14 protein-coding genes are annotated in these 14,039 nt (G+C 75.2%); 5 read left to right on the top strand and 9 right to left on the bottom strand.

Annotation, left to right across the window (positions count from 1 at the left end):
* The first annotated feature begins 31 nt into the window (after positions 1–31).
* The 3 genes from OG989_RS12130 (at position 32) to ahcY (ending at position 3,984) form a co-directional block, all read left to right on the top strand.
* Positions 32–1,018 (top strand): cation diffusion facilitator family transporter, encoded by a 987-nt coding sequence (locus tag OG989_RS12130; protein ID WP_327030540.1) that lies wholly within the window; start codon positions 32–34, stop codon positions 1,016–1,018.
* 3 nt (positions 1,019–1,021) lie between these two features.
* Positions 1,022–2,185, top strand: coding sequence for a mannose-6-phosphate isomerase, class I (gene manA / locus OG989_RS12135; protein WP_327030541.1), 1,164 nt, complete (start codon positions 1,022–1,024; stop codon positions 2,183–2,185).
* Positions 2,186–2,484: 299 nt separating this feature from the next.
* On the top strand, positions 2,485–3,984 hold the full coding sequence (ahcY, locus tag OG989_RS12140; RefSeq protein WP_151456583.1) for an adenosylhomocysteinase: 1,500 nt from the start codon (positions 2,485–2,487) through the stop codon (positions 3,982–3,984).
* Between the two features lie 129 nt (positions 3,985–4,113).
* Here ahcY and OG989_RS12145 read toward each other — a convergent pair whose 3' ends face one another.
* The 4 genes from OG989_RS12145 to OG989_RS12160 form a co-directional block, all read right to left on the bottom strand.
* On the bottom strand, positions 4,114–4,272 hold the full coding sequence (locus tag OG989_RS12145; protein ID WP_192581536.1) for a hypothetical protein: 159 nt from the start codon (positions 4,270–4,272) through the stop codon (positions 4,114–4,116).
* Positions 4,269–5,141, bottom strand: a complete 873-nt coding sequence (locus OG989_RS12150) for a tetratricopeptide repeat protein (RefSeq protein WP_151456582.1) — start codon at positions 5,139–5,141, stop codon at positions 4,269–4,271. The genes OG989_RS12145 and OG989_RS12150 overlap by 4 nt, the downstream gene beginning before the upstream one ends.
* Complete coding sequence (locus OG989_RS12155; RefSeq protein WP_151456581.1) at positions 5,138–5,584, bottom strand: hypothetical protein; 447 nt, start codon at positions 5,582–5,584, stop codon at positions 5,138–5,140. Before OG989_RS12155 ends, OG989_RS12150 begins: the two co-directional genes overlap by 4 nt.
* Positions 5,585–5,700: 116 nt before the next feature.
* Positions 5,701–6,915: an RDD family protein gene (locus OG989_RS12160; RefSeq protein ID WP_327030542.1), complete on the bottom strand. Its 1,215-nt coding sequence runs from the start codon at positions 6,913–6,915 to the stop codon at positions 5,701–5,703.
* A 33-nt stretch (positions 6,916–6,948) separates the two neighbouring features.
* On the opposite strand from OG989_RS12160, the gene OG989_RS12165 reads away from it, so the two are divergent.
* Positions 6,949–7,947 (top strand): stage II sporulation protein M, encoded by a 999-nt coding sequence (locus tag OG989_RS12165; RefSeq protein ID WP_327030543.1) that lies wholly within the window; start codon positions 6,949–6,951, stop codon positions 7,945–7,947.
* A 39-nt stretch (positions 7,948–7,986) separates the two neighbouring features.
* On the opposite strand, the gene OG989_RS12170 is transcribed toward OG989_RS12165, so the two are convergent.
* From OG989_RS12170 to OG989_RS12190, 5 genes are read right to left on the bottom strand one after another with little or no spacing between them, the layout of a single operon-like run.
* The gene (locus tag OG989_RS12170) at positions 7,987–9,297 is read right to left on the bottom strand and encodes a DUF58 domain-containing protein (protein WP_327030544.1); all 1,311 of its coding nucleotides are present in this window, start codon (positions 9,295–9,297) and stop codon (positions 7,987–7,989) included.
* On the bottom strand, positions 9,294–10,286 hold the full coding sequence (locus OG989_RS12175) for an AAA family ATPase (RefSeq protein WP_192581560.1): 993 nt from the start codon (positions 10,284–10,286) through the stop codon (positions 9,294–9,296). Before OG989_RS12175 ends, OG989_RS12170 begins: the two co-directional genes overlap by 4 nt.
* Positions 10,283–11,746, bottom strand: coding sequence for a DUF4350 domain-containing protein (locus OG989_RS12180; protein WP_327030545.1), 1,464 nt, complete (start codon positions 11,744–11,746; stop codon positions 10,283–10,285). Before OG989_RS12180 ends, OG989_RS12175 begins: the two co-directional genes overlap by 4 nt.
* The gene (locus OG989_RS12185; protein WP_151457047.1) at positions 11,743–12,309 is read right to left on the bottom strand and encodes a DUF4129 domain-containing protein; all 567 of its coding nucleotides are present in this window, start codon (positions 12,307–12,309) and stop codon (positions 11,743–11,745) included. The genes OG989_RS12180 and OG989_RS12185 overlap by 4 nt, the downstream gene beginning before the upstream one ends.
* Positions 12,306–13,148, bottom strand: a complete 843-nt coding sequence (locus OG989_RS12190) for a hypothetical protein (RefSeq protein ID WP_327030546.1) — start codon at positions 13,146–13,148, stop codon at positions 12,306–12,308. Before OG989_RS12190 ends, OG989_RS12185 begins: the two co-directional genes overlap by 4 nt.
* A 198-nt stretch (positions 13,149–13,346) precedes the next feature.
* Between OG989_RS12190 and mtrA the strand changes: the two genes are divergently transcribed.
* On the top strand, positions 13,347–14,036 hold the full coding sequence (gene mtrA, locus OG989_RS12195; RefSeq protein WP_089001893.1) for an MtrAB system response regulator MtrA: 690 nt from the start codon (positions 13,347–13,349) through the stop codon (positions 14,034–14,036).
* Positions 14,037–14,039 lie beyond the last annotated feature (3 nt).

Below are 14,039 nucleotides of genomic sequence, written 5' to 3' on the forward strand. Positions count from 1 at the left end.
GCGGTGCCGCGCGACACGACGGAGCGACGGCGTGAGCGCCAACGGTGGTACGAAGGCGATCGTCGCCGCCCTGCTGGCCAACGCCGGCATCGCCGTCACCAAGTTCGTCGCGTTCCTGCTGACCGGGTCGTCGTCGATGCTGGCCGAGTCGATCCACTCGGTCGCGGACTCCGGCAACCAGGCCCTGCTGCTGCTCGGCGGGCGTCGGGCCAAGCGCGCGGCCACTCCTCAGCACCCTTTCGGCTACGGCCGGGAGCGCTACATCTACGCGTTCATCGTCTCCATCGTGCTGTTCAGCGTCGGTGGCCTGTTCGCCCTCTACGAGGCGTACCACAAGTGGTCGCACGAGGAGGGCATCACCTCGTGGCACTGGGTGCCGGTCGTGGTGCTGGTGGCGGCGATCATCATGGAGACGTTCTCCTTCCGCACCGCGATCGTCGAGTCCAACCTCGTCCGGGGCAACCAGTCGTGGGTGAAGTTCGTCCGGCGCGCCAAGGCCCCCGAGCTGCCGGTGGTGCTGCTGGAGGACCTGGGCGCGCTGGTCGGTCTGGTCTTCGCGCTCTTCGGCGTGGGCATGACGCTGATCACCGGCAACGGCCGGTGGGACGCGGTGGGCACCGCGATGATCGGTGTGCTGCTGGTGATCATCGCGATCATCCTGGCCATCGAGACCAAGAGCCTGCTGCTCGGTGAGGGCGCCGAGGCGCACGACGTCGCCGCGCTGGAGAAGGCGGTCACCGACGGCCCCGAGTTCGAGCGGATCATCCACATGAAGACGCTCTACCTCGGGCCCGAGGAGCTGATGGTGGCCGCCAAGGTCGCCGTGCCGGCCGGCGTCACCGCCGAGGTGCTGGCGCAGAGCATCAACACCGTCGAGGGTCGGATCCGCGCCGCCGTGCCGACCGCCCGGGTGATCTACCTGGAACCGGACATCTACCACGCCACCGCCGAGCGGGCGGTCGCCGGGACCGCGTCGCCCGCCGAGCCGGGTGAGGTCGCCGGGCGGCCCGGGAGCTGACCGGTGGAACTGCTGCACGGACCGATCCGCGACTACGCCTGGGGGTCCCGCTCGGCGATCGCCGAGTTGCAGGGGCGGCCGGCGCCGAGCGACGGCCCGGAGGCCGAACTGTGGCTGGGCGCCCACCCGGGCGGCCCGGCCCTGGTCGACCGCGACGGCGACCGGGTGAGCCTGACCGACCTGCTGCTCGCCGAGCCGCACCACTGGCTCGGCGAGCGGTTGGTCGGCCGGTTCGGCACCCGGCTGCCGTTCCTGCTCAAGGTGCTCGCCGCCGACGCCCCGCTGAGCCTCCAGGCGCACCCGGACGCCGAGCAGGCCCGCGCCGGGCACGCCGCCGACGCCGCCCGCCCCGACGGACAGCGCAACTACGTCGATCCGTACCACAAGCCGGAGCTGCTGGTCGCGCTCTCGCCGATGGAGGCGCTCTGCGGTTTCCGGGACCCGGCGGCCTCGGCGGCGGCGCTGGCCGGCTTCGGCGTACCCGCGCTGGAGCCGGTGCTGGCGGCGCTGCGGACCGGGCCGGCGGGCCTGCGTGACGCCGTACGACTGCTGCTGACCTGGCCCGCCGACGGGCGCGACGCGCTGGTGGTGGCCGTGGCGTCGGCGCCGGTCGCGGGGCCGGACGCGGAACTGGCCCGGGACCTGGCCGCCGCCTACCCGGGCGACCCCGGGGTGCTGGTGGCGATGCTGCTCAACCGGGTGCGGCTGGCCCCCGGCGAGGCGATCTGGATGCCGGCGGGGAACCTGCACGCCTACCTGCGTGGCACCGGCGTGGAGATCATGGCGGCCAGCGACAACGTGCTGCGCGGCGGGCTGACGCCGAAGCGGGTGGACGTCGAGGAGCTGCTGCGGGTGCTGCGCTTCGAGGTGCTGCGCGACCCGGTGGTGCCGCCGCTGGAGGTCGCCCCGGGCGTGGTCACGTGGCCGGTGCCGGTGGAGGACTTCGCGCTGCACCGGGTGACGGTGGGCGCGGGACTGCCGGCGGTGTCGGTCGAGGTGCCCGGGCCCCGGGTGGTGCTCTGCCGCTCCGGCGAGGTCTCGGTCGACGACGGGGCAGGCGCGGTGACGCTGGCGCCCGGACGGGCGGCCGTCGGCAGCGCCGCCGCCGGGCCGCTGCGCCTGGGCGGCGCCGGGGAGGCGTACGTCGCGAGCTGCGGCCTGCGCTGACCGGCCCAGCGGCGACGCGAAAGTCCGACTTTTCCGGAATAGCTTGACGCGACTCTGGCCGAGTGTGACTCTATGAGTACGCAGCGTTATCGCGACGAAGGTCCGAGAACGCGCGGGGGAACCAAACCGGGGGGATGCACGGGGCGGGCGGCCGATGGACGGGACACCGTTCACGACCGACCGCCCCGTGCGCTGTCCGCTGATGTCTTCGTGCTCACTTCACCCGACCGGTCCTCCCGTCGGCGGCTCGCGCGCGTAAGGTGAATGGTCGCGCAGCACATCGTCCGACAGGAGATTTCATGACCAGCACCCTCCCGGCGTCCGCCAGCGGCACGCCGTCCGAGGCCCGGCCGAGCACTCTCGCCGAGGGCGACTACAAGGTGGCGGATCTGTCGCTCGCCGAGTTCGGGCGTAAGGAGATCCAGCTCGCCGAGCACGAGATGCCCGGCCTGATGGCGATCCGTCGTGAGTTCGCCGACGCCCAGCCGCTCGCCGGTGCCCGGGTCACCGGGTCGCTGCACATGACCATCCAGACCGCCGTCCTCATCGAGACCCTGGTCGCGCTCGGCGCGCAGGTCCGCTGGGCGTCCTGCAACATCTTCTCCACCCAGGACCACGCCGCCGCCGCGATCGTCGTCGGCCCGGAGGGCACCCCCGAGGCCCCGGCCGGCGTCCCGGTCTACGCCTGGAAGGGCGAGAGCCTGGAGGAGTACTGGTGGTGCACCGAGCAGGTGCTCGCCTGGCCCGACGGGCAGGGCCCGAACATGATCCTCGACGACGGCGGCGACGCCACCCTGCTGGTGCACAAGGGCGCCGAGTTCGAGAAGGCCGGCGCGGTGCCGCCGGTCGAGTCCGCCGACTCCGAGGAGTACGCGGTCATCCTCGGCGTGCTGCACCGCTCGCTCGCCGAGGACAACCAGCGGTGGACCCGGATCGCCGCCGGCATCAAGGGCGTGACCGAGGAGACCACCACCGGCGTGCACCGGCTCTACGAGATGCACCGCGCCGGCACCCTGCTCTTCCCCGCCATCAACGTCAACGACTCGGTGACGAAGAGCAAGTTCGACAACAAGTACGGCTGCCGCCACTCGCTGATCGACGGCATCAACCGGGCCACCGACGTGCTGATCGGCGGCAAGATGGCGGTCGTGCTCGGCTACGGCGACGTCGGCAAGGGCTGCGCCGAGTCGCTGCGCGGCCAGGGCGCCCGGGTCGTGGTGACCGAGGTCGACCCGATCTGCGCGCTCCAGGCCGCGATGGACGGCTACCAGGTCGCCACCCTGGACGACGTGGTCGAGCAGGCCGACATCTTCATCACCGCCACCGGCTGCTTCGACGTCATCACCAACGAGCACATGGCCCGGATGAAGCACCAGGCCATCGTCGGCAACATCGGCCACTTCGACAACGAGATCGACATGGCCGGCCTGGCGAAGCGTTCCGACGTCGAGCGGGTCAACATCAAGCCGCAGGTCGACCTCTGGAAGTTCGCCGACGGGCACGCCATCATCGTGCTGTCGGAGGGCCGCCTGCTCAACCTGGGCAACGCCACCGGCCACCCGAGCTTCGTGATGTCGAACTCGTTCGCCAACCAGACGATCGCCCAGATCGAGCTGTTCACCAAGACCGAGGAATACCCGATCGGCGTCTACGTGCTGCCCAAGCACCTCGACGAGAAGGTCGCCCGGCTGCACCTGGAGGCGCTCGGCGCCAAGCTGAGCACCCTCACCAAGGAGCAGGCGTCCTACCTCGGCATCTCCGTGGAGGGCCCGTTCAAGCCGGAGCACTACCGCTACTGACATCCACCGCGCCGACCGGGCCGACCGCTCCCTTCCGAGCGGCCGGCCCGGTCGGCGTTTCGGGGCGGGCGCGCCGCCACGGGTCGAGCCGGCCGGCGTCAGCGCGGGCGGCCGCCCGCCGCCGGGCGGTCAGTCCCGGCGGGGGCGGCGACGGGCGGGGCGGACCCAGCTCCACACGCACCAGACGAGCCACGCCACCGAGACCACGGCGGCCAGCGCGCGCAGCCGCAGCGCGTCGAGCAGCAGCACCACGGCGAGGACGGCCAGCCACGGCCCGAACGCCCTCACGACCGCCACCGACCGAGCACCAGCCGGCGGACCAGCGGCGGAGCGATCCACGACCAGACGCAGAAGAGCATCCACGCCACGGCGAACAGGCCGGCGAGCACGTCCAGACCGGCGACGTTCAGCAGCACGATCACGCCGACCGCGAGCAGCCAGGTGCGGAAGATCCCCAGCCGGTGCAGCGGGCGCAGCGGCAGCAGCAGCGGGTGCGCGTGCACCTGCGCCTCCCATGCCGCCTCGGCGTAGTCGGCATCGGTCGGGTCGTGCGCCACCGCCTGGCCGAACGCGCGGCGCGCGGTGCCCAACCGGCCACGCCGGGCCGAGGTGGCGCCGTGCAGGGCGAGCGCAGCCGGATTGTCCGGCCACGCCCCGAGGAACTCCCTGGCGATCCGGTCGGCCTCCCGGTCGTCCCCCTGGGCGTACGCGAGTTGGACGCGGCACGCGAAGACGGCCGGCTCCTGCGGGCTGATCGCGGCGGCCCGGGCGACCAGGCGTTCCGCCTTGTCGAGCTGCCCCACGGCCGAGCAGAGCTGCGCGTACTGGCACAGCAGCCACGGGTCCTCCGGCTCGATGGCGAGCGCGTCGAGCAGTGCCCGCTCGGCGGCGGGGTACTCGCGGCGGTGGCGCAGCGCGACGCCGAGCCGGCCGAGCAGTTCGGGGTCCGGGCCGGCCTCGGCGAGCCCTCGACGGGCGACGGCGGCCAGGTCGTCCCAGCGGCTCAGCGAGGTCAGCGCGTACGCCCGCAGCCGGAACGCCGCCGGGCTGAGGGCCAGGGCGGCCGGGAGCCGGTCGACCTCGTCGAGGGCCTGCTCCGCGCGGTTCAGCTCGAGCAGGTGCGCCACCCGGGCGAGCTGGGCCTCCGGGGCGGTCATACGGCGGCCACCAGCAGGAACAGCAGGGCCTCGACGACCCCGAACAGGAGCACCGCCCCGAGGCCGGGCAGCCACAGCGACGCCGGCTCGTCGCCACGCAGCTCGTAGGCCCGGAACGGACGTTTCTGCGTGGCGGAGGCGGCGAACCAGACCCCGGCGCCGGCCAGCGCCGCGATCAGCCGGACGGGACGGTCCCCCCAGTCGTCGAGGAAGGCGAGCGTGAGCGCCAACCGGGCCGTCAGCGCGGCCAGCCCGACGCCGAGCACCATCAGGTTCGTCCGACGGGGCAGGCCCAGCCGGTGCCCGTTGACCAGGGCCAGCACGGTGGCGGCCAGCGGACCGGCGAAGACGGCGGGGAAGATCAGCGACTGCGGTCGCCACGGCCGGCGTCGCGTCCCGTACGCCGCCGGCGCGATGGTGGGGGTGAACAGATCGTCGGCCACGATGTTCCCGTCTCGGTAGGGGCGAGCGAGCCGGATCCTGCCACAGCCGGGTGACCGGCGGCGCTCCTGGACGGAGTGGATCCCAGGTCGCGACGTGTGCGGCCCCCGCCCGCCGGTCAGGTGCCGACGTCGGGCACGGGCACGCCACCCGGTGCCGCCGGGGCGACCGCCGGCCGTACCCCCGGAACGGGCTGCACCGGCACGGCGGCCGGCGCCCCGACGGGCACCGCCGGACGGACCGTGCCGGGCGGCACGGCGCCCGCGGGCCCGACGGCGCCTTCAGACGTGGCCACGCCTGCGGGCCCGGCGGTGAAGTCGGGTCCGGCGGCACTCGCAGACCCGACGGCACCCGCGGGCCCGGCTGCACCCGCAGGCCCGGCGGTGAGGTCGGGTCCGGCGGCGCCTTCAGACGTGGCGACGGCTGCGGGCCCGGCGGCGGACGTGGTCGCGCGGGGTGGCGCGGGCGGGTGGAGTGTCAGCTCCGGCCAGAGCGTCGCGGCGGCCGACCGGTCGAGCCCCAGCCGGTATCTCGCCCGGCGGTGCCGCTCGCCGAGGACCGCGGCCAGGTAGACCGACTCGGGCATGCCCGGAGGCGGGGGCGGCGTGACCACCGCCGAGACCTCGGTCCACAACCCGTGCCCCAACCGCCCCCGCGCCGGCTCCGCCAGCTGGTGCACCCGGGCCAGGTACTGGCGGGCGGCCAACGCCAGGCCGTCGTCGAGCCGGCTCAGGTCCACCGCGCCCGCCCAACCGGCCAGCGCGGGTACCGCCGTGGGGACGTGCCGCCAGGCGGTCGCCGTGCGGGTGTGCACGACCAGCGTGCCCGCCACCAGGTCGCCCAGCCGACGCCCGCGCCGGTCGGTCACCATCACCGTCACCCCGGCCACCCAGCTCACCAGCGGCAGCACCAGGCCGGGCCACTCCACGGCCACGCCGACCAGCGCCCGGATCAGCGACTGCCGCGCCGCGACCGGAGCGCCGTCGGCGCTGACCACGCGCAGCCCGACCGCCATCTTGCCCAGCGTGCGGCCGTGGTTGAACCGCTCGCACAGCACCGGGTAGCCGACCAGCACCAGGATCAGGCCCACCGTGGCGATCCCACCGGCCAGGGCGCCGTCGACCAGCCCCTCCGGCAGGTTGAGCATCGCGATGCCGACGCTCATGGACAGCACCAGCATGAGTGCCGCCTGCGCCAGGACGTCGAGCAGCAGCGCGAGCACCCGGGAACCGATCCGGGCGGCCCGGACGTCCAGCTCCACGGCCTCCCCGCTGACCAGCCCGGCGTCACCCCATGGGGCGGGTCGGGCCGGCGGTCGAGGTTGTGCTCTCACCCCGACAGTGAACACTATGATCGCCGGACGGGGGTGACGGTGGATCTCGACGCGTACGTCGCGGAACACGGCGGGCAGTGGCGACGGCTGGAGGAACTCTCCAAGCGCGGCCGGCTCGACGCCGCCGAGGTCGACGAGCTGGTCGCCCTCTACCAGCGGGCGACCACCCAGCTGTCGGTGCTGCGCAGCCGCTCACCCGACCCGGCGCTGGTCAGCCAGCTCTCCCAGGTGGTGCTGCGCGCCCGGGCCCGGCTCACCGGGCGCCCGCGCCCGTCGTGGGCGGCGGTCGGGCGGTTCTTCGTGGCCGGCTTCCCCGCCGCGGTCTACCGCGCCTGGCCCTGGTGGTGCGGGGTGGCGACCGGGTTCAGCCTGCTCAGCCTCTTCCTCATCTGGTTCGTCGCGGGCAACCCGCAGACGGCGGCGGCCTTCATCGGCGAGGCGGCGGCCGCCGACCTGGTCGAGTCCGGCTTCGCCGGCTACTACACCGAGTTCTCCGCGCCGACGTTCGCCTTCCACCTGTGGACGCACAACGCCTGGCTCGCCGCCCAGTGCCTCGCCGCCGGGGTCCTGATCGTCCCGGTGCTCTACCTGCTCTGGCAGAACGCGCTCAACATCGGCGTGGTCGGCGGGGTGATGGTCGCCTACGGCCGCGCGGACGTCTTCTTCGGCCTGATCACCCCGCACGGGCTGCTGGAACTCACCGGCGTCTTCGTGGCCGCCGGGGTGGGCCTGCGCATCGGGTGGGCGTGGATCGCGCCGCCCACGCAGCTCACCCGGGGGCAGTCGGTGGCCCGGGCGGGACGCGAGGGCGTGCTGGTCGCCGTCGGGCTGGTGGGGCTCTTCGCGGTCTCCGCCGTCATCGAGGCGTTCGTGACCCCCGCGCCCGTGCCCATTCCGCTCCGCGTGGCCGTGGGCGCCGCCGTCTGGCTCGCCTTCCTGGCGTACGTGGTGCTCCTCGGTCGCCGCGCCACCCACTCAGATCCCGTTGATCATGAAGTTGTTGCCGTGACACGCCGGGCGGACGGGCAATAACTTCATGATCAACGGAGGCCTGCCGGTGGGTGGGGTGGGTCAGAGTTGGCCCAGGGACTTTAGGCGGAGGTAGGTGTCGGCCAGGGTGGGGGCCAGGCGGCCCGCCGGGGCGTCCACCACCGTCACACCTTGGCGGGCCAGGGCGGTGCGGACCCGGTCTCGTTCGGTTAGGGCGCGCCAGGCCGCTGCTGCGGCGTAGGCGTCCGCCGGGCGCTGCGGGACGGTGGTGGTGAGGGCGGTCAGCACCGGGTCGTGCGTCGCCGCGATCACCACCTTGTGCCGGGCGGCCAGCCGGGGGAGCACCGGCAGCAGCCCCTCGCCGAGGGCGCCGGCCTCCAACGCGGTGAAGAGCACCACCAGGCTGCGCTGGCGCTGCCGGCGCAGCAGCTCGCCCGCGATCAGGTCGAAGTCCGTCTCCACCAGCGTCGGCTGGAGCGGGGCGAGGGCGTGCACCACCCGGGAGAGCAGGGCCGGCCCGCCGGTGCCGGTGACAGTGGCCCGTACCGCCGCATCGGCCGCGAGCAGGTCGACCCGGTCGCCGGCGCGGGCGGCGAGGGCGGTGAGCAGCAGCGCGGCGTCGATCGCGGTGTCCAGCCGGGGTTCGTCGCCGACCCGCACCGCCGACGTCCGTCCGGTGTCCAGCACGCACAGCAGCCGGCGGTCCCGCTCCGGCCGCCACGTGCGCACCAGCACGTCGGCGCGGCGCGCGCTCGCCCGCCAGTCGATCGAGCGCACGTCGTCGCCGACCACGTACTCGCGGAGGGTGTCGAACTCGGTGCCCTGGCCCCGCCCCCGGCTCACCTGGGTGCCGTCGATGACCCGCAGCCGGGACAGCTTCTCCGGCAGGTGCCGGCGGGAGTCGAAGCGGGGCAGCACGCGCAGCGTCCACGGCGGGGTCGCCGGCCGCCCGGAGCGCTGCCGGAACCCGAGCCCCAGCGGCCCGAACGAACGCACGGTCAGCGCCACCGCCGGCCGGTCGCCCCGCCGCAGCGGGGTCAGCCGGCTGGGCAGCGCCACCGTCGCGCCCGGTTCGACGCGTACGAGCTGTCCCGGGGGCACGTCGGGGCGGGCGCCGGCGGAGGGCACCCAGGCGTCGCGGACGCGCGCCCGCAGCGTACGGCCGGAGGGGTTGTGCAGCAGCAGCGCGACGGTGGCGGTGCCGCCGAGCCGGACCGCGCGGTCCCCCTGCCGGGCGGCCGTGAGCGCGCCCGGGGGCGCGGCCAGCGCCCGGTCGAGCAGCACCAGCAGCAGCACCGCCCCGGTCATCACCAGCAGCCCGGCGAACGGCGACGGCCAGGCCGGCAGGGTCAGCGCGCCGACCGCCAGCAGGAGCGCCGCCCGCCAGGTCATCGCGGCGTCGGCACGGTGGCGAGCACCGTGTCCAGCACCTGGTCCACGCCGACGCCCTCCAGCTCCACCTCGGGGCGCAGCCGCAGCCGGTGCCGCAGCGTCGGCCGGGCGACCGCCTTCACGTCGTCCGGTACGACGTGGTCGCGGCCGGCCAGCCAGGCCCACGCCTTGGCCGTGTTGAGCAGCGCCGTGGCGCCCCGGGGCGAGGCGCCCAGCTCCAGCGCCGGGGTGTTGCGGGTGGCCCGGCAGAGGTCGACGACGTAGCCGAAGAGCGGCTCGGCCACGTGCACCCGGCCGACCGCCGCCCGGGCCGCCGCCAGGTCGGCCGCGTCGGCCACCGGCCGTACGCCGGCAGCGGTCAGGTCGCGCGGGTCGAAGCCGGCGTGGTGCGCGCGGAGCACGCCCAGCTCCTCGTCCCGGTTGGGCAGCGGCACGGTGAGCTTGAGCAGGAACCGGTCGAGCTGCGCCTCCGGCAGCGGGTAGGTGCCCTCGTACTCGATCGGGTTCTGGGTGGCGGCGACGATGAACGGGTCGGGCAGCGGCCGCCGTTCGCCCTCCACCGAGACCTGCCGCTCCTCCATCACCTCCAGCAGCGCCGACTGGGTCTTCGGCGGCGTCCGGTTGATCTCGTCGGCGAGCAGCAGGTTGGTGAAGACCGGCCCCTCGCGGAAGGTGAAGGCGGCGGAGCGCGGGTCGAAGATCAGCGAGCCGGTGACGTCGCCCGGCATCAGGTCCGGGGTGAACTGCACCCGCTTGGACCCCAGGTCGAGGGCGGTGGCCACGGTGCGGATCAGCAGGGTCTTGGCCACGCCCGGCACGCCCTCCAGCAGCACGTGCCCGCGGCAGAGCAGGGCGATGACCAGGCCGGTGACGACCGCGTCCTGCCCGACGACCGCCTTGGCGACCTCGGCGCGCAGCCGGTGCAGGGCGGCGCGGGGGTCGACGGGGTCGATGGTCGGCGGCTCGGCGGTACCGGCGGGTCGGGTCACCGGGGGTCTCCTTCGGCTCGGTGCGGGTGCGGTGCGGCTGGCGGGGGCGGTCCGTCGGGGGCGTGCGGGGCGGCGACGCGGGTCAGCCGGTCCAGCGCGCGGGCCAGGTCCAGCAGGTCCTGGTCGGTCTCGGGCCCGGCGCCGTGCAGCACCTCGTCGGTCCACCGGGGGTCGTCGCCGGTGCGGGCGGCGACCGCAGCGGCCACGTCGGTCGGCGGCGCGGTCGGCGGCAGGTGCAGCCGGGGCGTCAGGCGGTCCAGGGCGGCGCTCCGCAGCGTCCGCGCGGCCGCGTCCCGGGCACCCGCCTTCTCGTAGAGCCGCGCCCGGCCGAGCACCGTCTCCGCCGAGCGGACCGTGACCGGCAGCGGCTCCAGCGCCGGCGGGCCGAGCCGGCGGGCCCGCCAGAGCGCGGCCAGCAGGGCGGCAAGGGCGAGCTGGGCCAGCAACGCCCACAGCCAGCCGGGGAAGGCGGACCAGAGCGGGTTCGGCGGGTCGGGCCTGTCGGCCCGGTTGTCGCCCCGCCCCTCGCTGTCGTCGTCGGTCTCCCCGCCCGGGTCAGCCGGGCCGCCGGGCCGCCCGTCGCCGGTGCCGTCCCCGGTGCCGGTGCCGCTTCCCGGGCCGCCGTACCCGGTGGAGCCGCCCGGCGTCGGCGACCAGGCCGGGCTGCCGCTGCTGCCGTCGCCGAAGACCGGCGGGGGTTCGGGGCCGTCCAGGTCGAGCCACACCACCCGGCCGGGCCCGCCGAGCAGCGCGGTGGCGAACGCCCGGTTGTCCCACTCGTCGATCCGGTCGTTGCGGAACGGATCGCTGGCGCCCACCGCCACGGTGCTCTCGGGGACCCGGGGCAGCAGGGCGAGCCCGTCGGCGAAGCAGAACCGGACGGGCGCCGACGCGCCCGGGGCGAGCGCGTAGCGCTGCAGCCCGACCGCCACCCGCCCGAGCTGCCGCAACTCGGGCAGCGGGCAGGGCAGGCCCCGCGCGTCCGGCCCCACGGCCTGCGCGGCCCACCGGCGACCGGCCGGTTGCACCGGCAGCAGCCTCACCGCCTCCAGGACCCGTCGCGACGGGTCCACCAGCACCAGCCTGGTGGTCGAGGGCAGCGAGTCCAACGCGCCGACCGTGTCCGGGTGCAGCAGCCCCGGCGCGGGCACGAAGAGCGTGGCAGCCCCGCCGCGCGCGGCCAGCAGGGCGCGCAGCGTGTCCGTCTCCCGCTGCACGGTGACACCCTGCCCGCGCAGCGCGTCGGCGAGCCGGCTGCCGCCGTCGTCCCCGGTCGCGACCGGCGAGAGGAATCCCCGGTCGCCGGGGTCGGGCTGGTCGACCGCGCGGGTGACCAGGGTGGTGGCCAGCAGCGCCGCGGCCAGGCCCAGCGGGATCAGCAGCCGGTGCCGGCGGCGCCGTCGCCGGGGGGCGACGTCCGCGCGTGGCGCCGGTGGTACGGCGGTGGCCTGTGCGCTCATGGTCGTGGCCCGTCCTCGGGTCGCCCGGTCAGCAGCCGGTCCAGGTCGGCGGCGTGCTCCCGCATCCGGTGGTCGTGCTCGACGGAGGCGGGGCGCTGGCCGTACCAGAGCTCGGAGAAGATCGCGCCGGCGGCGCTCAGCGGTGGACCCACCTGGGGCCGGGTGTCCGTCGCGGCCCGCACCAGCTCGGCGACGGTCATGCCGGGCTGCGGCTGCACCACGCGCCGGGCGGTCAGCTCCCGGACCATCGCGCGCAGCCGCTCCCGGACGGCTTCGGCGTACCGGCCCTCGGCGGCGAACCGGTCCGCGAGGGAGACGTACGCGGCGGCCGGCAGCTCGGGCTCGCGGGGCGCGGGGACGACCGGCGGCGGGGCGTCCGGCGGCGCGGTCTCCCGGCGGCGTCGACGCAGCCGGGGCAACCGCCGGGGGACCCAGGCCGGGAACGTGTACCAGCCGACCGCGACCAGCACCGCGGCGAGCACCAGCAGCAGCGCGACCAGGGTCAGCGGCACCCGGTCGCCGAGCGCCGCCGTGGTCTCGGTCCACCACCGGCTGAGGCTCATCGCCCGGCCGCCAGCAGCACGGTCTCCGGCGTGCCCGGCCGGGCCCGGGACAACCGGATGTCCAGCCCTTCGGTACGCATCCGGGTCTCCAGGTGCAGCACCGCGTCCAGGCAGGCCAGGGCCGGGTAGGCGACGCTGTTCATGCCCGCCCAGACGGCCAGCGAAAGCCACCCGGCCCAGGCGCGGTCGACGAGGTCGAACGAGTCCAGCCCGACGTAGACGCCGACGCCGAGGCCGACGCGCACGATCCACCACACGAGGTAGCCGAGCAGCCGGATCCAGCCGGCCCGGCCGGCGCCGCGGACGGCCAGGGCGGCCGCGCGCAGCGGGGCGCGCAGCGGATGCACCCGGTCGACGACCAGCGCCGGCGCCACGGCGCCGAGCAGGGCGAACCCGACGATCCACGCCGGCCCGAACAGCGCGACCCCGCACATCACCACGCCGACGAGGACGGCGAGCAGCGCGGTGGCGCCCCAGCGCGCGCCGGCCGGGCGGAGCAGTTCCCGGGGGCCCGGCGCGCGGCCGAACAGGGCGGCCCCGGCGGCCCGGGCGGCAGGATTTCCGAGCAGCAGGACGATCAGCGCCTCGGTCGCCGCCCCCACCGCCAGCAGCAGCCAGTACGCGCCGAACCGCCCGAACTCCGGCAGCCAGGCGGGTGGCGCCGTGTCGGCGGCGAGCCGCAGCGGGTGCAGCAGGAGCTGTTCGGCCACGGCCAGTACGAGGGCGACCGGCACCAGCACCCGGGCCTGGCCACGCAGCAGCAGGACCGCGGAGTCCAGCAGTTCGCCGACCGTGAGGGGGCGGCGCGGAAGCACGGCGGTCGGGCCGGCGTCGGGCACGCGTACTCCTGGGGACGGACGGCGGTGGCGCGTGACGGCGCACGCGGGGATCATGGTGACACGCCCGTTCCGATCGGGTGGACCCGCACGTCGGGGCGGCGACGCCGGGCACCTGTTGCTGGGCGGCGACGTCCCACGGCAGTACCGTGCCGGGTGACGGGGATCCCACCAACTGAAGGGGATGGAAACATTAACCCCATGAGAGCCCGGGTACTGGTGGTCGACGACGACCCCGCGCTCGCCGAGATGCTCGGCATCGTCCTGCGCAGCGAGGGATTCCTGCCCTCCTTCGTCGCCGACGGGGAGCGGGCGCTGGCCGCGTTCCGCGAGAACCGCCCCGACATCGTCCTGCTCGACCTCATGCTCCCCGGCATGAGCGGCATCGACGTGGCGCGGTCGATCCGGGCCGAGTCGGGCGTGCCGATCGTCATGCTGACCGCCAAGAGCGACACCGTCGACGTGGTGCTCGGCCTGGAGTCCGGCGCCGACGACTACGTGGTCAAGCCGTTCAAGCCCAAGGAGCTGGTCGCCCGGATGCGGGCGCGGCTGCGCCGGGGCGAGGACGTCGCCCCGGAGATGCTGACCATCGGGCCGCCCGGCAACCAGATCACCATCGACGTGCCGGCGCACACCGTCAGCCGCAACGGCGAGGAGGTGAAGCTGACGCCGCTGGAGTTCGACCTGCTGGTCGCGCTCGCCCGCAAGCCGCGCCAGGTCTTCACCCGCGAGGTGCTGCTGGAGCAGGTCTGGGGCTACCGGCACGCGGCGGACACGCGGCTGGTCAACGTGCACGTGCAGCGGCTGCGGGCCAAGATCGAACCGGATCCGGAGCGGCCGGAAATCATCCTCACCGTGCGGGGCGTGGGCTACAAGGCGGGCACCGGATAGCCT

Origin of the sequence: Micromonospora sp. NBC_01740 (assembly GCF_035920365.1) — a bacterium.
GTDB classification, from domain to species: Bacteria; Actinomycetota; Actinomycetes; order Mycobacteriales; family Micromonosporaceae; genus Micromonospora; species Micromonospora reichwaldensis.

Coding starts and splice junctions, on each gene's coding strand:
- ahcY (WP_151456583.1), top strand. CDS start 2,485: ATGACCAGCACCCTCCCGGCGTCCGCCAGCGGCACGCCGTCCGAGGCC.
- OG989_RS12150 (WP_151456582.1), bottom strand. CDS start 5,141: ATGACCGCCCCGGAGGCCCAGCTCGCCCGGGTGGCGCACCTGCTCGAG.
- OG989_RS12170 (WP_327030544.1), bottom strand. CDS start 9,297: ATGACCTGGCGGGCGGCGCTCCTGCTGGCGGTCGGCGCGCTGACCCTG.
- OG989_RS12180 (WP_327030545.1), bottom strand. CDS start 11,746: ATGAGCGCACAGGCCACCGCCGTACCACCGGCGCCACGCGCGGACGTC.
- OG989_RS12185 (WP_151457047.1), bottom strand. CDS start 12,309: ATGAGCCTCAGCCGGTGGTGGACCGAGACCACGGCGGCGCTCGGCGAC.
- mtrA (WP_089001893.1), top strand. CDS start 13,347: ATGAGAGCCCGGGTACTGGTGGTCGACGACGACCCCGCGCTCGCCGAG.